This window comes from Pseudomonas trutticola BRTCR10, assembly GCF_056155105.1.
In genome coordinates, this window is record NZ_CM149552.1 from 3,751,891 (window position 1) to 3,774,457 (window position 22,567).

Annotated in this window: 19 protein-coding genes; 6 read left to right on the forward strand and 13 right to left on the reverse strand. The window is 60.4% G+C overall.

The annotated features are described in order from the left end of the window. Positions 1–37: 37 nt before the first annotated feature. The 10 genes from ACVVH8_RS16985 to ACVVH8_RS17030 form a co-directional block, all read right to left on the reverse strand. Positions 38–1,657: an ABC transporter ATP-binding protein gene (locus ACVVH8_RS16985; RefSeq protein ID WP_475225071.1), complete on the reverse strand. Its 1,620-nt coding sequence runs from the start codon at positions 1,655–1,657 to the stop codon at positions 38–40. Between the two features lie 2 nt (positions 1,658–1,659). Then, positions 1,660–2,682 carry an ABC transporter permease gene (locus ACVVH8_RS16990; protein WP_475225073.1) on the reverse strand — a complete coding sequence of 341 codons (1,023 nt, stop codon included), beginning with the start codon at positions 2,680–2,682 and terminating at the stop codon, positions 1,660–1,662. Continuing rightward, on the reverse strand, positions 2,682–3,746 hold the full coding sequence (locus ACVVH8_RS16995) for a microcin C ABC transporter permease YejB (protein WP_315446978.1): 1,065 nt from the start codon (positions 3,744–3,746) through the stop codon (positions 2,682–2,684). Before ACVVH8_RS16995 ends, ACVVH8_RS16990 begins: the two co-directional genes overlap by 1 nt. After that, positions 3,733–5,583: an extracellular solute-binding protein gene (locus ACVVH8_RS17000; RefSeq protein ID WP_475225076.1), complete on the reverse strand. Its 1,851-nt coding sequence runs from the start codon at positions 5,581–5,583 to the stop codon at positions 3,733–3,735. Before ACVVH8_RS17000 ends, ACVVH8_RS16995 begins: the two co-directional genes overlap by 14 nt. Before the next feature lie 224 nt (positions 5,584–5,807). Then, on the reverse strand, positions 5,808–8,462 hold the full coding sequence (locus ACVVH8_RS17005; RefSeq protein ID WP_475225078.1) for a TonB-dependent receptor: 2,655 nt from the start codon (positions 8,460–8,462) through the stop codon (positions 5,808–5,810). A gap of 118 nt (positions 8,463–8,580) precedes the next feature. Further along, complete coding sequence (locus ACVVH8_RS17010; RefSeq protein ID WP_103302377.1) at positions 8,581–9,084, reverse strand: RES family NAD+ phosphorylase; 504 nt, start codon at positions 9,082–9,084, stop codon at positions 8,581–8,583. Next, positions 9,081–9,557: an antitoxin Xre/MbcA/ParS toxin-binding domain-containing protein gene (locus tag ACVVH8_RS17015; protein WP_177431357.1), complete on the reverse strand. Its 477-nt coding sequence runs from the start codon at positions 9,555–9,557 to the stop codon at positions 9,081–9,083. The genes ACVVH8_RS17010 and ACVVH8_RS17015 overlap by 4 nt, the downstream gene beginning before the upstream one ends. Positions 9,558–9,827: 270 nt before the next feature. Further along, positions 9,828–12,749 carry a TonB-dependent receptor domain-containing protein gene (locus ACVVH8_RS17020; protein WP_475225081.1) on the reverse strand — a complete coding sequence of 974 codons (2,922 nt, stop codon included), beginning with the start codon at positions 12,747–12,749 and terminating at the stop codon, positions 9,828–9,830. A 168-nt stretch (positions 12,750–12,917) separates the two neighbouring features. Continuing rightward, positions 12,918–13,865 (reverse strand): FecR domain-containing protein, encoded by a 948-nt coding sequence (locus ACVVH8_RS17025; protein ID WP_475225084.1) that lies wholly within the window; start codon positions 13,863–13,865, stop codon positions 12,918–12,920. Then, a complete protein-coding gene (locus tag ACVVH8_RS17030) occupies positions 13,862–14,368 on the reverse strand; it encodes a sigma-70 family RNA polymerase sigma factor (RefSeq protein WP_064120628.1) in 507 nt (168 codons plus the stop codon). Before ACVVH8_RS17030 ends, ACVVH8_RS17025 begins: the two co-directional genes overlap by 4 nt. Before the next feature lie 297 nt (positions 14,369–14,665). Here ACVVH8_RS17030 and ACVVH8_RS17035 point away from each other — a divergent pair, with 297 nt between their 5' ends. The 4 genes from ACVVH8_RS17035 to ACVVH8_RS17050 all read left to right on the forward strand — a co-directional run bounded on the left by ACVVH8_RS17035 (position 14,666) and on the right by ACVVH8_RS17050 (position 19,754). Continuing rightward, positions 14,666–16,384, forward strand: a complete 1,719-nt coding sequence (locus ACVVH8_RS17035; RefSeq protein ID WP_475225087.1) for a hydrogenase maturation protein — start codon at positions 14,666–14,668, stop codon at positions 16,382–16,384. A gap of 175 nt (positions 16,385–16,559) precedes the next feature. Continuing rightward, the gene (locus ACVVH8_RS17040; RefSeq protein ID WP_103302381.1) at positions 16,560–17,423 is read left to right on the forward strand and encodes a LysR family transcriptional regulator; all 864 of its coding nucleotides are present in this window, start codon (positions 16,560–16,562) and stop codon (positions 17,421–17,423) included. Between the two features lie 112 nt (positions 17,424–17,535). After that, positions 17,536–18,681, forward strand: coding sequence for a sterol desaturase/SRPBCC family protein (locus ACVVH8_RS17045; RefSeq protein ID WP_475225090.1), 1,146 nt, complete (start codon positions 17,536–17,538; stop codon positions 18,679–18,681). After that, entirely contained in the window at positions 18,678–19,754 is a 1,077-nt protein-coding gene (locus tag ACVVH8_RS17050; protein ID WP_103302383.1) for an SMP-30/gluconolactonase/LRE family protein, read from the forward strand. The genes ACVVH8_RS17045 and ACVVH8_RS17050 overlap by 4 nt, the downstream gene beginning before the upstream one ends. Positions 19,755–19,886: 132 nt before the next feature. On the opposite strand, the gene ACVVH8_RS17055 is transcribed toward ACVVH8_RS17050, so the two are convergent. After that, positions 19,887–20,051 carry a hypothetical protein gene (locus ACVVH8_RS17055; protein WP_177431347.1) on the reverse strand — a complete coding sequence of 55 codons (165 nt, stop codon included), beginning with the start codon at positions 20,049–20,051 and terminating at the stop codon, positions 19,887–19,889. 109 nt (positions 20,052–20,160) lie between these two features. Then, a complete protein-coding gene (locus ACVVH8_RS17060) occupies positions 20,161–20,403 on the reverse strand; it encodes a DUF465 domain-containing protein (protein ID WP_212809167.1) in 243 nt (80 codons plus the stop codon). A gap of 205 nt (positions 20,404–20,608) precedes the next feature. Between ACVVH8_RS17060 and ACVVH8_RS17065 the strand changes: the two genes are divergently transcribed. Beyond that, positions 20,609–21,130 (forward strand): DUF4142 domain-containing protein, encoded by a 522-nt coding sequence (locus ACVVH8_RS17065; RefSeq protein ID WP_103302385.1) that lies wholly within the window; start codon positions 20,609–20,611, stop codon positions 21,128–21,130. Between the two features lie 62 nt (positions 21,131–21,192). Here the strand turns inward: ACVVH8_RS17065 and ACVVH8_RS17070 are convergent, their stop codons facing one another. Beyond that, positions 21,193–21,462, reverse strand: a complete 270-nt coding sequence (locus ACVVH8_RS17070) for a hypothetical protein (protein WP_475231203.1) — start codon at positions 21,460–21,462, stop codon at positions 21,193–21,195. Positions 21,463–21,713: 251 nt separating this feature from the next. Here ACVVH8_RS17070 and ACVVH8_RS17075 point away from each other — a divergent pair, with 251 nt between their 5' ends. Next, on the forward strand, positions 21,714–22,565 hold the full coding sequence (locus ACVVH8_RS17075) for an STAS domain-containing protein (RefSeq protein ID WP_212809168.1): 852 nt from the start codon (positions 21,714–21,716) through the stop codon (positions 22,563–22,565). Positions 22,566–22,567 lie beyond the last annotated feature (2 nt).

The following is a 22,567-nucleotide window of genomic DNA, read 5'->3' on the forward strand; positions in this document are numbered from 1 at the left end:
CATCCTTGTGAGAGCCAAGCCGCGGAATGTACCGGATCTAGACCAGGGATAAAAGTCTGTCCTTGGCTGCAAGGGGCAAATCCGGCGCAGCGAACGAGGCTGCCAGCAACTCTCGCGTATAAGGATGGCGCGCCTCGCGAAACAGTTCATCCGTCGCGCCACGCTCCACCACCTCGCCGTCCTTCATCACAATCAAGTCATGCGCCAGCGCCCGCACCACCGCCAGATCGTGGCTGATGAACAGGTAGGTCAAGCCGTGTTCCTCCTGCAATCGCCGCAACAACCCAACGATCTGCTTTTGCACCGTACGATCGAGCGCCGAGGTCGGTTCATCCAGCAGGATCAGGTCCGGTTTGAGCACCAGTGCGCGGGCGATGGCGATGCGTTGTCGCTGACCGCCGGAAAACTCATGGGGATAGCGATGACGCGTTGCAGGGTCGAGGCCGACTTCGCGGAGCACATCGATCACCGCCTGCTCGCGCTCGCCAGCGTTCAAATCACTGTGCACGCGCAATCCTTCGGCGATGATCTGCTCCACGCAAAGACGCGGGCTGAGACTGCCGAACGGATCCTGAAATACCACTTGCAGGCGTTTGCGCAGGGGCCGCAGTTGCTTGCCGCTCAGTTGCTCCAGCGCCTCGCCCTGAAAGCGAATCTGGCCCTCGGCATCGATCAGACGCAGGATCGCCTGTCCCAGAGTGGATTTGCCGGAACCTGACTCGCCGACAATCCCCAGGGTCTTGCCCCGCTGCAGCGTCAGGCCAATCCCCTTCACCGCCTCCAGATAAGTCCTGGGCCGCAGCCAGCCGCCGCCCAGCCGAAAGCGCACATTGAGATCACTCACCTGCAACAGATCTTCTGCCGCATCGCGACAAAGCGCCGTACCCCCCGGTTCGGCATTGAGCAATTCAATGCTGTAAGGATGCTGCGGTGCACTGAACAATTGTTCGCAAGGCGCCTGCTCGACAATCAGACCGCCGCGCATCACTGCCACGCGCTGAGCGATAGTGCGCACCAGATTAAGGTCATGGCTGATGATCAACAGCGCCATGCCCAGGCGCGTCTGCAACTGCTTCAACAGCAGCAGAATCTTGCGCTGCACAGTCACGTCCAGCGCTGTGGTCGGCTCGTCGGCGATCAGCAATTGCGGTTCGCACGCCAGCGCCATCGCGATCATCACCCGTTGCCGCTGGCCACCGGAAAGTTGATGCGGATACGCCTTCAGCCGTTCGCGTGGGCGCTGAATGCCGACCAGTTCCAGCAGTTCAAGAATACGTGCGCGGGCAGCCGCGCCGGCCAGGCCCTTGTGCAGGGCAAGGCTTTCACCGAGTTGCCGTTCGATGGTGTGCAGCGGGTTCAACGAGCTCATCGGCTCCTGAAAAATCATCGCGATGCGATTGCCGCGCAGTTGCCGCAGATAACGCTCATGCACGCCCAACAACTCTTCACCGGCATAACGAATGCTGCCGTCGATCCGCGTGATGGCCGGGTCGAGCAGTTGCAGGATGCTGTGTGCCGTCACCGATTTGCCGGAACCGGACTCGCCCACCAGTGCCAGGCATTCACCGGGACGAATGTCGAGGTTGATACCGTGCACCACTTTCTGGCCATTGAAGGCCACTCGCAGGTCGCGTATTTCGATCAGGTTATCGCTCATTTTCAGGTCCTTGGATCAAACGCGTCGCGACAGGCTTCGCCGATAAAAACAAGCAGGGAAAGGATCAGCGCCAGCGCGAAAAACGCGGTCAAGCCAAGCCATGGCGCTTGCAGATTGTTTTTGCCCTGGCCAATCAGCTCCCCCAGTGAGGCGCTGCCGGCCGGCATGCCAAAACCGAGAAAATCCAGTGCCGACAACGTCGCAATCGCGCCGGTAAGAATGAACGGCAGGTAGGTCAACGTCGCGCTCATGGCATTGGGCAAGATGTGCCGGACGATCACCTGCGCATCACCCACCCCCAGTGCCCGTGCGGCTTTCACGTACTCAAGCCCGCGGCTGCGTAGGAACTCGGCGCGCACCACATCGACCAGACTGAGCCAGGAAAACAGCGCCATGATCCCCAGCAACCACCAGAAGTTCGGCTCGACGAACCCGGACAGAATGATCAGCAGATACAACACCGGCAGCCCCGACCACACCTCCAGCAAGCGTTGCCCGATGAGGTCGACCCAACCACCGTAGTAGCCCTGCAACGCACCGGCCGCGATGCCGATCAGCGCGCTGGCGACGGTCAGAGCCAAGGCAAACAACAGCGACACCCGCGCACCAAAGATCACCCGTGCCAGCACATCCCGCGCCTGATCGTCGGTGCCCAGCCAGTTTTCGCTACTCGGCGGGCTCGGCGCTGGTTCCGTGAGGTCGTAATTGACCGTGTCGAAACCGAACGGGATCGGCGCGAACCACATCCGCCCGCCCTGCCCCTCGATCAACTGACGCACCTGCGCGCTGCGATAGTCCGGCTGAAACGGCAGTTCGCCGGCAAAGTCCTGCTCGGTGTAGCGCTTGAACGCGGGGAAGTACCAGTCGCCCTGATAGCTCACCAACAGCGGCTTGTCATTGGCGACCAGTTCGCCGCCCAGGCTCAGGCCGAACAGCGCGAGAAACAGCCACAACGACCACCAGCCGCGCCGATGCGCCTTGAACCGCGCCCAGCGACGCTGGCTAATAGGAGATAACGTCAGCATCAGGCAGCCCTCGCAGTGAAGTCGATGCGCGGGTCGACCAGCGTGTAGCACAGGTCGCCGAGCAGCTTTATCAGCAGGCCGAACAGGGTGAAGATGAACAGCGAACCGAACACCACCGGATAGTCGCGCGACACCGCCGCTTCGTAGCTGAGACGGCCAAGGCCATCGAGGGAGAAGATCACTTCGATCAGCAGCGAACCGCCAAAGAACACAGTGACCAAGGCCTGAGGCAATCCGGCAACCACCAGCAGCATCGCATTGCGAAACACATGGCCGTACAACACCTGCCGCTCACTCAAACCCTTGGCCCGCGCGGTGACCACATACAGCCGTGAGATTTCATTGAGAAAGCTGTTCTTGGTGAGGATTGTCAGCGTGGCAAAACCGCCGATCACCAGTGCTGTCACCGGAAGCACCAGATGCCAGAAGTAATCGGCAATCTTGCCCCACAGCGACAGCTCGGCGAAGTTGTCCGAGACCAGCCCGCGCACCGGAAACCAGTCCAGCGCCGTGCCGCCGGCAAACACCACGATCAGCAGCAGCGCAAACAGAAACCCCGGCATCGCGTAACCGATAATGATCGCCGCACTGCTCCAGACATCGAACGCCGAGCCGTTGTGCACGGCCTTGCGAATGCCCAGCGGAATCGACACAAGATAAGTGATCAAGGTCGCCCACAAGCCTAGCGACAAGGTCACCGGCAGCTTCTGCCAGATCAGCTCAGTGACGCTCGCCCCGCGAAAAAAACTCTGCCCGAAATCCAGTTGCGCGTAGTTCTTGAGCAGCAGCCACAAACGCTCGCTGGCAGGCTTGTCAAAGCCATACTGGCGCTCGATGTCGGCCACCAGTTGCGGATCAAGGCCGCGAGTCGCGCGGGATTCGCCGCCGACGCTCTCGACATGGCTGGAGCCTACCGCAGCCCCGACGCCAATCCCCTGTAGCCGCGCAATGGCTTGCTCCACCGGGCCACCCGGTGCGGCTTGAACGATGACGAAATTGACCAGCAGAATCGCCAGTAACGTCGGCACGATCAGCAGCAGGCGTCGCAGGCTATAACCCCACATGGGCGTACTCCTTTTGCTGGTTTTGCATCTGGGTCGAGGTCAGCGCCGTGGGACTGATTTCCCACCAGGTGTCGAGGCCGGCGTCGTACAGCGGCGCAATCGCCGGGCGACCGAAACGGTTCCACCACACGGTGGAAAGGCCCGGCGGGTAATAGTTGGGCACCCAGTAATATCCCCACTGCAACACCCGATCCAGGGCACGGGCGTGACGCAGCAGGCTTTCGCGGTTATCGGCCTGTACCAGCCCTTCGAGCAGCGCGTCGACTGCCGGATCGCGCAGCGTCATGTAGTTGTTCGAACCCGGATCGTCGGCCCCGTCGGCGCCAAAGAAATTGAACATCTCGCGCCCCGGCGCCTGACTCACCGGATAACCGACAACGATCATGTCGTAGTCGCGATTGCGCACGCGGTTGGTGTACTGCGCAGTGTCGACCTGACGGATATCGAAGCCGATGCCGATCTGCGCCAGGTTGCGCTTGAACGGCAGCAACAAGCGTTCGAAGCCCTTCTGGCCATTGAGAAAAGTGAACTGCAGGGGTTCGCCTTTGGCGTTGACCAACTGATCACCCTGGGGTTTCCAGCCAGCCGCTTCCAGCAGTTTCAACGCTTGCAGTTGTTCGGCGCGGATGTTGCCGCTGCCATCGGTTTTCGGCGCCTCGAAGACCTGGGTGAAAACCTCGTCGGGAATCTTGCCGCGCAACGGCTCAAGGATTTTCAGTTCCTCGGCATCAGGCAGTTCGGTGGCCGACAAGGCGCTGTGTGAAAAGTAGCTGCGCTGACGCAAGTACATGCTGCGCATCATCTGCCGGTTGGTCCATTCGAAATCCCAGAGCATGGCGATTGCCTGCCGTACCCGGCGGTCCTGAAACTGCGGCTTTTGCAGATTGAACACAAAACCCTGCGTGCCTTGGGCCGCGCCGGGTGCGAGGTGCTCACGGCGCAATCTGCCCTGTTCCAGCGCCGCGCCGGCATAGCCGATGGTGAAACTGGTCGCCGAGAACTCACGGTTGTAGTCGAAGCCGCCGGCCTTCAGCACCTGACGCGCGACGTCGGTGTCGGCGAAGAATTCCACGCTCAAATGATCGAAGTTATACAGACCGCGAGTGATCGGCAGATCCTTGGCCCACCAGTCCGTGATCCGTTGAAATTTCACGCTGCGTCCGGCATCCACCGCACTGATTCGATAGGGGCCACTGCCCGGCGGAATCTCGAAACCGCCACCGTCGGCGAAGTTACGGGTGCGCCACCAATGCTCGGGTAGCACCGGCAGCGTCGCCAGATCCAGCGGCAAGGTGCGGCTGTCATTGTTCTTGAAAATGAAACGCACCTGAGTCGGCGACTCCACCTGCACTTCAGCGACGTCACGAAACTGCTGGCGGTATTTGAGGCTGCCCTGGGTGGTCAGCAAATCGAAGGTGTAGCGCACGTCTTCGGCGGTGATCGGCGAGCCGTCTTCGAAACGTGCGTGAGGGTTCAGATAGAAACGCAGCCAGCGCCGATCGGCGTCCAGCTCCATCTGCTGCGCCACCAGACCATAAACGCTGTAGGGCTCATCCTTGCTGCGATAGGCCAGCGGCGCGTAAAGCCAGCCGTCGACATCCGCCACGCCGGTGCCTTTGTCGATGTAGGGAATCAGATGATCGAACGGTCCGCTTTCCAGCGAAGACCGACGCAGTGTGCCGCCCTTGGGTGCGTCGGGGTTGGCGTAGGCCAGGTGCTGGAAGTCGGCGGCGTACTTGGGGGCTTCGCCGTAGACGGTGAGCGCCGGTTGTGGGGTCGCCCAACCGAACGGCGTTAAAAGCACACAGGCGCTGAATAAAATGAGTCTGGAGAACATTGGCAGATCCCTTTTTACGGTGCTGCTAATGGCCTCATCGCTGGCAAACCAGCTCCCACAGGTTTTCTGCTGCTCGCGAATTCCTGTGCAAGCTGGCTTGCCAGCGATGAGGCCCTAACAATCACTACACAACCTGCCTACCCGTGATGTGCAACAGGCCGGCGATTTTTATAGGGCAGGCTTTAGATCAATCAGTGACTAAAACCCGCCAACACTGACCATTTTTAAAACTTGTAACTGACCCGCGTGTACAGCGTCCGCCCGAACGGGTCGCCATATTTCGGGTCGTAGCCGCTCTGGAAGGTGTAGGTCTGGTTACTGAACGGCGGCTCGCGGTCGAACAGGTTTTTCGCGCCGAGGGTTACGCTCAGGGTCTTGCGCCAGGTGTAGGTGCCGGCGAGGTCCCAGACGTTGTATGAGCCAACGTAGTCGTGGGACTCGCGATCCGAATCGTGATAACCGCTGGTGTAACGGTTGGTCAGCGCCACCCCGTACGGGCCGTAATTCCAGCTGCCGGTCAGGCTGTGCCGCCAGCGGGCCACGGCGCCGGCCGAGGCGAAGTCACCGCCACGGAAATCACCTAGCTTGTCGATGTAATCGCCCTTGAGCTGTTGCTGATAGTCATAGCGGGTGACGTAAGTGCCTTGCAGACCGATGCCGAAATTGCCGTACGGGGTACTCGGCAGGCGATAGTCGAAACTGACGTCGACGCCGTTGGTCTTGATCTTGCCGAGGTTGGCCAGACCGGTGACGACGTGGTCTATGGAACCGTCAGGCTTGCGGATCAGACGATCCGGGTACAGCTCGGGATTTTCAAACACCGCCGATTCGGGAAACTCGGCGATCTGATTGGCGATGTCGATCCACCAGAAATCCAGCCCGGCCGTCAGGCGTTCGAACGGCTGATAGACAAAACCGAGGGTGACGTTACGCGCAGTCTCCGGGCTCAGGTCGGTGTTGCCACCGCTGGTACGGTTGAACTGCTGCGCGCAGTCGCGGTTGGCGATGCCGCCGTTGCTCGGGTTGCCGCCAGCGCACAGGCGCGGGTCGTTGTAGTTGGCGTTGGTGAACGTCGTGAAGTTGGGGTTGTACAGTTCATACAGCGACGGCGCACGGAAACCTTCGCTGTAGGCACCGCGCACCACCAGTTCCTTGAACGGCTGGAAGCGGAACGAATATTTCGGGTTGGTGGTGCTGCCGAAATCGCTGTACTTGTCGTGGCGCACGGCGGCAGACAGCTCCAGGCTGTCGAGCACCGGCACGTTGACCTCGGCGTACTCGGCCGAGACGCTGCGATCCCCGGCCACGCTGCCGTTCGGGTCGACACCGAGGCTTTGCACATCACCGGCGAATTGGGCGAAATCCTGATGGAAGTCTTCCTTGCGGTACTCACCGCCCAGCGCCAAAGCTGAGGGACCGGCACCAAACCAGTCGCCAATTTCGCGGCTGATCCGCCCGTCGATTGCCTTCACACGCCCGACCGCCGTGGCGTAATCGCCGTCCACCGCATTGGCCGCCAACAGCGCGGAACCGGCGGCGGTCTGTGGACCGAACGGGTTGATCACGCCATTGGCAATGCCGGCGCTGACAGCGCGGTCATTCACGTAGCCGCTTTGAATGGTGTTGACCACTTTGTTCTGGTTGTACGAGGCACCGACGTTGTAGTCCCAGCCCACCAGCGTGCCGTCAAAACTCAGCAGCAAACGCTGACCGGTGTTGTCGTCCTCATGCTGACGCGCGCCCACTGCGGTTTCTCGCCAGTTCACATCGACCGGTTGTGTCGGGTCGAGGGCAAAACCGTTCGGCCCCGGGGTGATGCCGTTACCTGGATAGAACGTGGTACCGGGATTGACCTGATTGCCCATCAACGTACCCGGACCAATCTGCGTGCGGTTTTCATTGCGTGCCCAGAAGTATTCGAGGCTGACGTTGTGATCGTCCGACAGCTTGCCGGTGGCTTTGGCGAAGGCCGAGGTCTTTTCGGTTTCCGGCACCAGATCGAGATAGTTCCACAGGCTCTGGCGGCAAATACCGTTGCGCGAGAGCAAACCAGGCGCGTTGCAACCGGAACCGGCCAACGGGTTGGTGGCGTTGCTGCCCTGACTCCAGTTGGCCGGCGAGGCGGTGCCGGAGGTGTAATCGAGGCCGCGGTTGGGCTGGTAGTTGTAGGTGTAACCACGGTCCTCGGCGGCCAGTCGCTGCTGTTTGTCGTAACTGACCACGCCGAACACGTTGAAGCGATCATCCTGCAAATCACCAAAACCCCAGCTGCCGCTGAAGTTACGGCTTTCGCCACCACCGGAATGTGTCGGTGTGTCGTAATTGGTGCTGATCTGGCCTTCGGTGAGACTGGTCTTGGTGATGAAGTTGATCACCCCGCCAATCGCATCGGTGCCGTACAAAGCCGACGCGCCGTCGCGCAGCACTTCCACCCGGTCGATCGCGGCGAACGGAATGGTATTGAGATCAACGCCAGATCCGTTGATCGCGTTGGTGGCGTTGTTACTCAGGCGCCGACCGTTGAGCAACACCAGCGTCTTGTTCGGGCCGATCCCGCGCAGATCCGCGTAAGACGCCCCGCCACTGCTCGACCCCACCGAGCGCCCGGAGCCGACCGAAGACTGGTTGGCGGAAATGCGACTGACCAGCTCTTCCGTGGTGGTGACGCCCTGCTCGCGCAACTCTTCGACGCGCAGAATCGTCACTGGCACTGCAGTTTCTGCATCGACCCGACGAATCGCCGTGCCGGTGACTTCGACACGCTGCAGCTGTGTGGTCGGCTCGGTCACAGTGCTCTCGGCGGCAATCGCCGGCACCGTGTTGATTGCCAGCAGCAAGGCCAGGCTCAAAGGGGATTTAACGGGTGAAAAATGGATCATGAACAGCCATCCCTGCGTTTTGGTTTATGCAGGGATGTGCGATGACGAATAAGGTTTTATAGGGTTGGTGTTAGACCGTTGGGTGATGAGGTTATGCAAAAAACGAAATCCGCACAGATCATGCCGATGCCATCTCCCTGAGTAACCGGGTATCCAGTCCAAACCGCTCTTGAGAGACCATTTTGAACTGCCCCTCCGCCAGTTCGCAGCTCACCAGTAGATTCCACGAGTGCCGGGTTGCCGCCGAGGGGATCAGCACAAACGGATGTTCAGCCAGTAAAGCGTCGGCAAAATCCCGTTGATTGGGTGAAGGCCGCGCAGGGCTCAACCAGTAAGGATTCGGCACTTCCTCTGGCTGCACCACTCTGACCTTGGCGTCGCTGATGACCTCGAAACAGGTCAGTACATAAGGCTCACTGTCCAGCACATCAAAACTGTGATTGGCTGCCACTTCCAGAATGGCCGACGACGGGTCGACCGATGCATAAACCACTCGCCGACCGGGGGCATTCCATCGTCCCCCGTTCAGCTTTGAACCAATCCCGCTGTCCCAGGTGCATCCGTAGACTTCCGGGTCCAGCCGCCAGGCATACCACTGCCCGTCCCACGGCAATGGATTCATTGGTGGACTCCGTAGATGATCTGCCCAAGGTACTGCTCCACCATCTGGAAACCCAGTGAATGCCGGGTCAGTTCCGACGGCACGTAACCGTTCAAATAGGGGGTGGGCTGCTGCAGCCACTCTTCTGCCTTTGATTGACGCCCAAATGCCCGAATAGCCATCTGCAACACCAAGGCATACTGGTAGGCGACGACACTCTGATGCGGGTCAAGCCGTACCGACAAGCCTTCCTTCATGAGCCGGCGCACGGTTCGGACAGATTTGCCGGTGATGCGTTTGACCATCTCGCCTTGCTGGTACAGCTCGGAAGTGGACAGCATGTTGACGACGTCGCTGAGCTCAAAGCCCTGTTCTGTCAGCTCGACGATCAAAGTGGCATCGTCACCGACGTTCTGACCATGCACGAGTATGTCGACAGGTTTGCCTTCGACTTTTTTCAGCCCCGTGAGTCGAGGCGTTTTCACTGCGGGCATCGCGACATCCTCCATGGGGCATCGGGCGCGATCGTCGCGCCAGTAATGGCGAGGGGAATACGTTGGGGTTTCGATCTCGATGTGTGGGGTTCGCATCATTCATCCTTTGTCTGGGGTCTGAGCGTTCGAGCCGCTCAGCGACTTCAATGTCATGACTGATGCTATAGATCGCGCTTCCGACGACCAACCTGAAAAAGTCGTCGGAAATATCCCCTACCCGTCGCAAAACCCTGCCTTTTCCGTAGGACGTAAACGCGAGGCATCCTGCCATCAGCTGCCGAAGTGATAACTCACATCCAGCCACCACTGACGCCCGTACGGGTCGTAGTTGCCGGTCGGGTAATAAGGCCAGCCTGCGGAATCGTCGTGTTTGATCTGATTGAGCACGTTGTTCACGGTCAGACCGACACTCGCCCGGTCATTGAGCTTGTAGCGCGCACTGGCGTTGAACACTGTCCACGGCGACAGTCGCCCATCCCCCGCGCCATTGGTGACGGAGCCGTAGCGAATGCCCATCAGCGTCGCCGTGGCTTGCTGATAGTCCCAGGTCAGGCTGGCGTTGACCTTGCTGCGCCAGTCGTAGTTGGTGCGCGAGGTGCGCCAATCCTGGGTTGGGGCCTCATCGGATTCCTTGTAGTAATGCGACAGCACCAGGGTGTAGCCCAGCGTCGAGCTGAACGCACCGTACTGGCCGGCGCCCCAGCGAATGTTGCTCTTGAAGTCCAGACCGCTGACCCGCTCGCTGGCAGCGTTGATCGCATTCACCCGCACGCGCTGCAATTGGTTCGGATCGACGGCGGCGTTGCCAGCATTGCGGTCGATACGCGCCAGCGTCGACTGGCAGTTGGCCGAGTTGATGTCCTGGGTGCCATTGCGGCATTCGTTCTCCTGCTGCAACAAGCGGTTTTCGTCGACCGTGGTCAGCAGGTCATCGATCTCCACACGCCAGAAATCCGTGGAGAAATCAAAGTTACGCGAGGGCGACCAGACGAAACCATAGGTCCACGATTTTCCGCGTTCGGATTCAAGGTCGGCGGTGCCACTTTGCGTGTAGTCGACCCGCCCGCGATCACAGGCGCCCTCCAAGCCCTGGCTGCAACCGTAGTAGTCGATCTGTGCCGGGTAGTAACCGTTGCTGTCGGACTGGTAGATGTAGTTCAGGTCCGGCGCGCGGAAACTGGTGCCGTAACTACCGCGCAACAACAGGCTGGTGACGGGCCGCCATTCAAGCCCGAGGTTGTAGGTCTTCTGTTGCTCGGTGCGGCCGCTGAATTTGTATTGGTCCCAGCGCCCCGCTGCGGTCGCCAGAATCGTGTCGGTGAGCGGAATGCTGAACTCGCCGCCCGCCGCATAACGCTTGCGCGAACCGCCGGAGCTTTGCGCGGGAGACACGCCATAGAACGTGCCATCGTTAAGGCCGTCATCCGGGTCGACACGGTATTCCTGCTTGCCCGCCTCCAGCACGCCGGCAAATCCCACCGGGCCTGCCGGCAGATCAAACAGATCGCCATTGACCGAGGCGTTGTAACTGGTCGACACCGATTTGCTGCTCTGGGTCAGGTTGCTGCGAAACTGCTGCCACTCCTGCGGCGTCAGCGGCCTATCAAGACGCGATGCTTCCGGGGCGAATACCGGGTAACCGCCGCTGGTACCCAGTTGCGGGCCGAGGTAGAAATCCTGAATCGATGACAGCGGCGTGTAGCGGGTTGTCCGCACGCTGCGATATTCCGAGCGGTTGGCCGCCAGATCGTAGCGCCAGCCAGTGTCGGCAATCTTGTCGGAAAGACCGAGGGTGCCGGTCCACGAAGTGTCGCGCCACTTGCTGTTATTGCTGGTGCGCCCACCGATTTCCTCTTCGCCGTAGCGTCGATACCAGCGCTCCAGATTGCCGCTGTTCTGGTTGATGAAATCCGGCGAAGTGAAGGTCGGGCCGCGGGTGTTGTTCTGGATGTGGTCGAGGCCGTACATCAAGTCGGCAAACACCTCTCCGCTGTCGCTGAAGTGCCAGGTGCCGCGGCTGTAGCCGTCGTAGTTTTCCTTTTGCGTCTGGATTGTCCAGTAATCGTTGTACATCTGATCGGTGCGGCAGCGGCCACCACTGTTGACCAGTTTGTTGTCGAAGGTGCCCTGATAGGCACCGCACCCCGGCCCCAGATAACGGCTATTAGTCAGGTCGCGGCGATAACCGACGTCCGCCAGCGGGCCGCTTTGCATGAAGCCACGGTCGTCAGCCCAGATCGGGTCGCGGTGGGTCAGCTCCAGGCCGAACAGACCGTCGAAATCGCCCCAGCTGCCACCGCCACTGATCTGCAAGCGCTGATTGTCGCCACCGCCACGCTCTGTCGTGCCGCCCTTGAGGTTGACGTCGACACCGTTGATTTGCTTCTTGAGGATGATGTTGACCACCCCGGCAATCGCATCCGAGCCGTAGATCGCCGAGGCGCCGCTGCTGAGGATTTCGATGCGTTCGATGACCGCCGACGGAATGTTCGCAAGGTTGGTGAAATTGACCTTGCCATCGTACGGCGTCGGGTAATCGGCGACGCGCCGCCCATTGATCAGCACCAGTGTGTGATTGGGACCGAGGCCGCGCAGGTTCAGCGCACTGGCCGCCGGTTGCCAGGTGTTGCCGTAATCCTCGCCCTGGGTCATGCCGGTGTTTTGCGTCTGGGTCGCCAAGGCGTCGTAGACGTTTTTATAGCCGCGCGCTTCCATTTCCTCGTGGGTGATGACGTTCACGGGTGTCGCACCGTCGCTCTGTGCGCGGGCAATGCGCGAGCCGGTGACGGTGACTTTCTCCATGCGGTAATCGGCGCTGGTGGCGGGTGCCACAGTGGTGACTTTTGCCGGTACGGAAGTCACGGCTTCGCCTTCGCGGATGCTCAGCCCCTGAGCGCTTTGCTCGACTTGCAGACCGCTGCCGAGCAATGCCTTCTCCACCGCTTGGCGACCACCCAATGCCCCGCGTACGGCGCTGCTGCGTTTGCCCTGCACCAGATTCTGGCTGAAGGAAATCGGCACGCCGGTCTGCCGCGAGATATCCAGCAGCACCTCGTCGAGCGCGCCGCTGGCAATGTCGAAGGTGAACACGGCCGCAGTCGGTTGCTGGGCGAAAACATTCAATGGACTGATGCCCATCGCCAACGCAGCGGCGAGGGTCAGTCGAGGTAATTGTTGTTTGAATGAGAACATCGAGGGGCTTCCCTGTTGAAGGCGTCTGCAGGGAATGAGCAGCGGGCCGGCACTTTTTATAGGTCGGCAATTAGGCCAAGAAGTCATATCCCTATAACCGAACTTGATGAATACCTTTATCTGGACTCACCTCCCCCTCGGCAGCTCCTACACAGCCGGGCGGTGTATTTACGAGCGCGGTTCGATGCTGACCCAGTAAGGGTTGTGCCAGGTGACGATGATCGGCAGTGAATGCTCCAGCAACTGCAGCGTCTGGTCACTGTCGTCCAGCGGATAGAGGCCGCTCAAGCGCAAGTCGGCAACCTCTGGGCTCACATGCAAAATGCCGCGACGGTAACGGCGCAAGCTGTCGATGACCTCGCTCAAGGGACGGTCACGAACTTCCAGCCGCCCTTGCACCCACGCACTTTCATGGCCTTTGTTGCGTTGCAGACTGAGGATGTTCTGGCTGTTGAACAGCAGGTTCTCCCCCGCCTCCACCACTTGTCGCGCGCCGCCCGAGGTGACCACTTCGACCTGTGAATGGAGCATCACCAAACGCGTGGCATCCTCGCCCTGCTCGACGAGAAATTTCGTCCCCATTGCGCGCATCCGACCGTGCTCGGTCTCGACTACGAACGGCCGCGCCGGGTCCTTGGCCACGTCCACCAGCAACTCCCCGCTGCGCAACGCGAGCAAGCGTTGATGAGCATCGAATACAGGCAGCACACGACTGCGCGCGTTGAGCGTCAATGCACTGCCGTCTTCCAGGGTGAAATCACGCCGCTCACCGGTGCCAGTTGCCAATTCGCCCACCTCCGGCAACCAGCCATAGCGCCGTCCGAGCAACCCGGCCAGCAGCGCAACACCGAGCACGCTCAAGCTGCCGCTGATAAAGCGGCGGCGGCTCGATGGTGCGTTAAGGCTGTGCAGCAGACTGTTGCGCGGCAGCCCGCGCAGGCTCGGATTACGCAGCAGGTTCAGACCGCCGCCCATTTGCTCGATGATCTGTTGGTGTCGTGGATCCGCCGTGCGCCAGGCGTCGAACGCGGCGCGCTCGCCCAGGCTGACTTCGCCCGATTGCAACAACGCCATCCATTGCGCCGCTTCATCGATCACCGCTTCGTCGGCCCTCATGCCTGCATCGCCTGATAGCAACGTTTGAACGCCTCGACCATGTACTGCTGCACGCGACTGGTGGAAACCCCGAGGCGTTCGCCGATTTCGCTGTAGGTCAGCCCGTCGAGCTGGTGGTAGAGAAACGCCGCTTTGGCTTTCGCCGATAGGCCGTTGAGCAAACGATCGACCGCCAGCAATGCCTCGATCACCAGCGCGCGTTCTTCCGGCGAGGGATGCACCGGTTCCGGTGCCAGCGCCAGGCTTTCCAGATAGGCGCGCTCCAGGTCCTGACGGCGCCAGCCCTCGTACACCAGACGCCGGGCGATGGTGGTCAACAACGCACGCGGCTCGCGGATCGCCGTCGGGTCCGGCAATGCCAAAACCCGTAAAAAGGTTTCCGAAGCGATGTCCTGCGCACTGTGCGGGCAGCCCAGCGTGCGGCCGACGGCAGCGCACAGCCAGCGATAGTCCTTTTGGAACATCTGCCCGATGATCTGGTAATGCGGGTTATGCCCACCCATGTCCTGCTCCCTGAAACGGGCTCCACCCGCTGCGAAAAACCATCGTTCTGCCGGGATCGTCCGGCTCTGATCAGGCGCGACTGTGCAATAGCGCTTCATACATTTGAAGTAATAAAAAATATACATAAGCGAACTATTTGACATATGACGCTTCATCGCCCCAGAAACATTGGCTGACACAACGTTGACCTCGATCAGTGGTGTGCGGGTGGCCACTCATTACTCTTCCGGCTCCATCGAAGGCCAGGGAAGGCTCACCGGGAGCCTGCGGCTGATCCCACTCAAGGAAGAACTTTCATGCGACCACTCAAGATCATTCTGCTGTCGTCAGCGTTCAACGGCCTGACCCAGCGTGCCTGGCTGGAACTGCGTGAGGCCGGGCATTCGCCCAGCGTCGTGGTGTTTACCGACGAGGCCTCGGTGTGCGAACAGATCGAGCACAGCGGCGCCGATCTGGTGATCTGCCCGTTCCTCAAGGACCGCGTACCGCAAGCACTCTGGAGTAACTCCGAACGCCCGGTGGTGATCATTCATCCGGGCATCGTCGGCGATCGTGGTGCCAGTGCTCTGGATTGGGCGATCACCAATGAGCTGTCGAGCTGGGGCGTGACCGCGCTGCAAGCGGTCGAGGAAATGGACGCCGGGCCGGTCTGGGCGACTTGCGAGTTCAATCTGCCGACGGGCCTGCGCAAGTCCGAGCTGTATAACGGTCGGGTCAGCGACGCGGCCATTGTTTGCATTCGCGAAGTGGTGGAAAAATTCATCGAAGGCTTCCAGCCAGTGCCGCTGGATTACACCAATCCGGCTGTGCGCGGACGTTTGCAGCCGAACATGAAACAGGTCGACCGCAGTTTCAGCTGGCACGATTGCGCCCGCTTCATCAAACGCTGCATCGATGCGGCGGACGGCCAGCCCGGGGTCCTGGCGAGTCTGGCCGGCGGTCAGTATTACGTGTACGACGCCCATCTGGATTCGCGCAGCGGCCTGCCCGGCGAGATTCTCGCGGTGCATGACGATGCGGTACTGGTCGCGGCGGGAGACCACAGCGTGTGGATCGGTTCGTTGCGGCGCAAACCGCAGCCCGGCGAAGAAACCTTCAAGCAACCGGCGCGGCATGTGCTGGCCGATCAATTGGCCGATGTGCCGAGGCTGGACTGGTCGGTGGCCAGCCAGCCGTTCAGTGACGAGGTGTATCAGCCGATTCGTTACCGCGAATCCGGGCATGTCGGCGAGCTGACCTTCGAGTTCTACAACGGCGCGATGAGCACCGAGCAATGTCAGCGCATGGTCGATGCACTGCGCTGGGCCAAGTCCCGCGACACTCAGGTGCTGTTGATCAAGGGCGGGCGCGGCAGTTTTTCCAACGGCGTGCATTTGAATGTGATTCAGGCAGCGCAGGATCCGGGCGCTGAAGCCTGGGCGAATATTCAGGCGATCGATGATGTCTGTGAAGAGCTGCTGACGGCGCGGCAACTGGTGGTCAGCGGCGTCACCGGCAACGCCGGCGCTGGTGGTGTGATGCTCGCCCTGGCAGCCGATATCGTGTTTGCCCGGGCCGATATCGTGCTCAACCCGCATTACAAGAGCATGGGCCTGTATGGCTCGGAATACTGGACCTACAGCCTGCCCCGCGCCGTCGGCCCGGCGATGGCCGAGCAATTGACTCAGGCGTGTCTGCCGGTGAGCGCGGTGCAGGCGTGGCAACTGGGTATGGTTCAGGAAATCGGCCCGCGCTGCCCGGATGAGTTTTCCCTGTGGTTGCTGCAACGGGCCAACAGCGTTTTGAGTGACCCGACCTATGCAGCGGTGCGTGAACGCAAGTTGCGGGTTGATCAGGTGCTGATCCAGCAATGCCGCGAAAACGAGTTGCAGGAAATGCAGGAAGACATGCTTTACAACCGCAACGGCTTCACCGAGAAGTGCCGGCACTTTGTGTACAAGCGCAAGGCGTGTGGCACGCCGGCGCGGTTGGTCGAGGATTGGGCGCGGGTGCAAGAGATTGAACTGACCGACTGATCTTCAGCGTCTACGAGGGCCCCATCGCTGGCAAGCCAGCTCCCACAGTGTCCGTGGCGTACCCAGACTCTATGTACACCGCAAAACCTGTGGGAGCCTGGCTTGCCAGCGATGAACGATGACGCGGTGTCAGGGCAGCACTTACAATGCGTGCACCTCAAACACCGGCCCGCCCATGGACATCGATCTCGCCCGCACCTTCCTCGAAATTGTCCGCCACGGCAGTCTCGCCGCCGCCGCGCAAAAGCTCTTCGTCACGCAAACAGCGATCACCGCCCGCGTCCAGAAACTCGAAAGCCAACTAGGCAGCACCCTGTTCGTGCGCAACCGCGCCGGGGCGAAATTGACGCCGAACGGCGAAGCGTTCGTGGTCTACGCCAATCAACTGGTGCAGACGTGGGAGGCCGCGCGTCGCGACTTGCCGTTGCCCGAGGGCTATCACAATGTGCTGCACATCGGTGGCGAAGTCAGCCTGTGCAATCCGTTGATGCTCAGTTGGGCTGCGGAACTGCGCGAGAAAATTCCCGGGCATGCCCTGCGCATGGAAATCCGCGACGGCGAAAACCTGCTGCGCCAACTCGAACTCGGTGTGCTCGACGCGGCGCTGGTCTATCAGCCGGAATACTGGCCCGGCCTGCAAGTCGAGCAAGTGCTGGAGGAAAAGCTGATTCTGGTGCGCACACCGGAGCGCGCCGACCCTTACGTCTACATTGACTGGGGCCCGGACTTCCGTCGCCAGCACGATGCCGCCCTGCCGGAAAAAGCCAAAGCCGCGCTGAGCTTCAACCTCGGCCCGCTGGCTCTGCAATACATCCTCGAACACGGCGGCAGCGGTTATTTCCGCACCCGCGTGGTGCGCACGTATCTGGAAAGCGGTGCCCTGGAACCGGTGACCAAAGCCCCTGAATTCAGCTATCCGACCTATCTGGTGTACTCCCGCGACCGCGACTCGGCGACGCTGCAACAGGCCTTCGACCTGCTGCGCAAAGTGATCGAGGCCGATGACGACTGGTCGCAACGCTGGAATCCATTGAGCTGAATCCGCCGTTTTACACCGGATCATGGCGCATGTGACCTCAAGGTCCGGCCTGCACAAATGGCCGGATCGGCTAATCTGCCGGGTATAACAACAATACCTACGGGTGAACGCAGTGAGGCAGACCACCGAGGCATTTCGCAGCCGCTATCGTGCGGCGATCCATCCGTTCTACAACCCGTGGCTGCACGGCGCCTTCGTGCTGCTGTTCGGTGTGCTGGCCATCGGCGCATTCTGGAGCAGCGTCGACCAGGTCCGTTGGCTGGAATGGCTGACCGTGCCACTGACGCTGTTGTTCTTCAACTTTGGCGTTTACATGGTCCATCGCCATCTCGGCCACCATAAAAAAGCCTTTGCGAAACTGTTCTACGCCCGCCACGCCGGCGACCATCACAGTTTCTTCACCCCCGGCCACATGACCTACGACAGCGCCCGCGACTGGCGGGTGATTCTGTTTCCGGCGTGGCTGATCGTACTCCATACGCTACTGATCACCCTGCCCTTGTGGTGGCTGATCGCGCAGGTCAACGCCAACGTCGCCGGGTTGTTCGGCGGCTGCATGGTCCTTGGCTATCTGACCTACGAAGTGTTTCACGCCGCCGAACACCTGCCACCGGCCAATCCCCTCACGCGCCTGCCGTGGATCCGGCAGATGCGCCGTCTGCACGAACTGCATCACCGCCGCGAGCGCATGCAAGAGCGCAATTTCAACATCGTTCTGCCGCTGATGGACTACCTGTTCGGCACCCTGTACTGGGAGCCGGAAGTCGCCCCTTTGAGTTATTCGAGAATGCCCATGACCCGTCAACAGCACACGATCGACATTGCCGGCGAACCGATTGCCGTACTCGCCTATGCCGCCACGGTCAGCCGTTGGCCCGAGTGGCACCCGTCGTCGCTGAAAATCGACGGCCCGCAGGGGCCGCTGCATGCGGGCTCGGGTTTTGAAGAAGACATTCATGCCGGCGGCCGGGCAGGTCATCTCCGTTGGCAAGTGACCGAGTACCTGCCGGGCCGGCGCTGGTGCGCACGGGCTCGGGGTGATCACGGCCTGTCGCTGGAGCTGACGTATGAATGCGCGGCCGAAGGTGGCGGCACAAGATTCGTGCGCACGCTGGACTATCGCTTTGACGGCCTGGGCATGCGCATCGCCAATCGACTGTTGCTGAAACGGCGCATCGAGCGCGAATCCTGCGCCTCGATGCTCGCGCTGCGGGACAGGGCTGCGCAGTATCTGGCGTCAGTGAGGGCCAGCGCATGAAGTGGCAGCGGGTGCTATTTCTGCTGATTGCCGTGGTTATCGCGTTTTTACTGCTGATGCCCACTCGAGTAGAGCCGGTCGCCTGGCAACCGTCACCGGCGCCCTCGCTCAAGGAAGGCGTTTATGCAGAAAACCAACGTCTGAAGAACACAGCGCAGGTCGGGCCGAGCGACATCGAGGGCCCGGAAGCGTTGCTGTTGGAAAATGACTTTTTGATCACCGGACTGCATGACGGCCGACTGATCCGCAGCAGCCTCGATGGCCAGCAACGCAAAGTGCTGGCCGATACCGGTGGGCGGCCGCTGGGCCTGGCGCGGCATCCCAACGGATTGCTGGTGATTGCTGACGGGGTCAAGGGCTTGCTCTCACTCGATGCTCAGGGCCAGTTGATTGCCCTGACCACCGCCGCCAATGGTCTGACGTTCGGCTTTACCGATGACGTGGCAATCGACAAATCCGGGCACTACGCCTACTTCAGCGATGCCTCCAGCCGTTGGGGCTATGGCCATGATGGCGAGGCGATCATCGAACATGGCGGTGACGGACGCTTGTTGCGCTACGACTTCCAGACCGGCAAGACCAGCGTATTGCTGGACAAACTGGAGTTCGCCAACGGCGTGACCCTCGGCCCCGATGACGCCTATGTGCTGGTCAACGAAACCGGTGCCTATCGCATCAGCCGCTTCTGGCTGACCGGGCCCAAGGCAGGCACCCACGACCTGTTCATCGACAACCTGCCGGGACTGCCGGACAACCTCGCGTTCAACGGTCGCGACCGCTTCTGGGTAGCGCTGTATGCGCCGCGCAACGCCTTGCTCGATGGCACAGCCGGGCATCCGTTCGTCCGCAAGATGATTGTGCGCGCGCTGACCGTACTGCCGAAACCGGTGGAGAAGCGCGGGTTTGTACTGGGGCTGGATCTGCAGGGCAAGGTGATTGCCAATTTGCAGGACGCCAGCAGCGGCAATTATTCGCCGATTACCACGGTTCGCGAGTACGGGGACTGGTTGTATTTCGGCTCGTTGAAGGCGACGCATATGGCGCGGTTGCCGTTGGCTGAAGCCTTGAAGTGAAACGGGTTCTGATGTGTTGAATTGACTGACGCCATCGCTGGCAAGCCAGCTCCCACAGGTACCGGATCGTTCGCAATATATGTTAACGACAGCGATCCTTGTGGGAGCTGGCTTGCCAGCGATAGCGGTCTGTCAGTTGCTGGACTTGTCGAACTTTTCGGGGTCTTCGTCTTCGGGAAGATCCTTGTCCGGTTCTTCAGGATTGGCGGTGGTATGCGCCGGGCTGTTGGGTTCAGGATGGGTGGGCACGGGGTCAAATGCGCCCTGCTCTTCACTGGGAAATTTGGGATCGTTCATAAGGCACCTCGCAAAGAGTCGATGATTGAGGACTCTGAACATTCGAGGTGCCGGTCGGGCCTGTCGTTCCAGTCAATCCGCAACCGTAGGTCGGCGGATCAGAATGGGGTCAGGTCGGGGTCTGCAAATGGCTGACGATTTCGTCCTTGACCTTCAGACGTTTCTCTTTGAGTTTCTTCAGGGTGTCGTCGCTGGGAGCATCCGAGGTGGCGGTTTCGGCCTTGACCACATCGGCATCAGCCTGGGAATACTTGTTGATCAGTGAATCCAGTCGTGGATCCTGGGTGCGTTTTTGCTGGATCTCTTCCTTCGTGCAGCTCAAGTCCTGAAACAGGTCATGGGGAACCGGCATGGAACACCTCCGTCAGTTGATCGGGTGGCCAGCGCGACCGATTGCGCTAACCAGTTATCAGAATGGCCTCGGTCAGGCCGTTCTGTCGACCACCTGTCAGACCAGCGGTGTCCGTTCGTCGCCCTGTCGCAAATGCGATAAAACCTTTGTCCGTCGCCTCGCCTCCATTGCATAACGCTCACAACAAACTGCGTGGAGAAACACAATGGACGGATTCAACCTGCGTCACCTGGCACTGGCTGTCGCTTTAAGCACCGGCATGGGCAGCGCCTTCGCGGCCACCGACAATGACTTCGTCGATAACGCCGCTGCCGGTGGCATCGCCGAAATCGAAACCAGCCGCCTCGCCCTGGAAAAAAGCCAGTCGGCCGACATCAAGAAGTTTGCCGAAATGATGATCACCGATCACAGCAAGGCGAATGACGAACTGGCGACGATTGCCAAGGCTCACGACATCGAAGTACCGGACACCACCACATTGGTCAAACAGGCCAAAGAGAAAATTCTAGAAGTGCGTGATGAATCCTTCGATGCGGCCTACGCCAACAACCAGGTCAAGGCCCACGAAGAAACCATCGAGCTGTTCAAGAAAGAAGCCAATACCGTGACCGACGACAAGGTTAAGGGTGCCCCTGAATTGAAGGCGTTCGCGCAGAAAATGTTGCCGGCGCTGGAAAAACACCTGGCCGCGGCAAAAGAGCTGCAGGCCAAGCATCCGAGCAAGTAAACCCTGATTGCAAAAAAACAGGCCGCATCCAATGGATGCGGCCTTGTTGTTTCCTGCCTTGACTAACCCCCATCAGTATCAATATCCGCATCAGTCTCCTCCCCCGGCTGCGGGCGATCCGGCTTTGGCTCGAAACCCGGACTGAACTCATTGTCGTTATCGGTATGCTGATTCTTCTGATCCACTGCCGGATCAGCACTTTGCGCCTGGTCAGTGTCGCCCTGCTGTTTCGCAGGTTGCGTCGGCGCCGGTTGCCCCGGCACTTGCGGGTCGATTGCCGGATCATTGCGATTGATCGGCTCCCCGGCCTGATTTTGCTGTTGCTCGTTCATAAGCACCTCGTAGGTCTTGGCCAGCACGACTGAAACCAGCCGGGCCTTGAAGATTCGAATCCGGCACCGCACCATCGTTCAAAACATCGCGCCTTGCTGGCATGCCGACTAGAGTTACCGGGACGTTTCTTACGCCCGGGCAAAAATATCCTCGCAAGACCGAACAACTATTTCGAACGGCAACGGTCATTGACTTCGCGCCGATCAATTTTGCGAAATCGGCCCCTCATTCGCTACGGAGCAACAGGCACATGGCAGCACTGCAGAACAGCACACTCGATGCGATGAAAAACAAACAGGCACAGCTGCTGGGCGAATGGATCAATAGCCTGGAATCCAGCGGCGGCACGCGCAATCTGAAAGGCCAGGACCTGCAGCAACAGACCAGCGAATTCCTGCAATTGGTGGTCAGCGGTCTTGAGAGCGACAACGGCACCAACATCAATGCGCCGGGCTGGGACGCCACTCGGCAGTTCCTCGAAAAGCTTTCGCATAGCCGCGCCCTGCTCGGTCAGGATTCGCAACAGACCGCCAGTTTCATTTTCTCGCTCAAGGGACCGCTGTTTGCCCTGCTGCAGAATCACTACAAAGAACAACCGGCCCTGCTCGCCGAACAGCTGTGGGAAGTCTCCGAGCTGCTCGACGCGTTCGGCCTGCACACCATCCGCACCTTCCAGAAATCCCGTGAAGCGGTGATCAAGCGTCAGCAGGAAGAACTGCTGGAGCTGTCCACCCCTGTGGTCAAGCTGTGGGACGGTGTGCTGGCCCTGCCGATGATCGGCACCCTTGATTCGCAACGCACTCAGGTGGTGATGGAATCGCTGCTGCAACGCATCGTCGACACCGGTTCGGAAATCGCCATCATCGACATCACCGGCGTGCCGACCGTCGACACCCTGGTCGCCCAGCATCTGCTGAAAACCGTGACGGCGATCCGCCTGATGGGGGCCGATTGCATCATCAGTGGCGTGCGCCCGCAGATCGCGCAAACCATCGTTCACCTCGGCCTCGACCTGCAAGGTGTGGTCACCAAGGCCAATCTGGCCGACGCGCTGAAACTGGCCCTGACCCGCCTGGGTGTCAGCCTCGTCAAGACGGGTTAAGC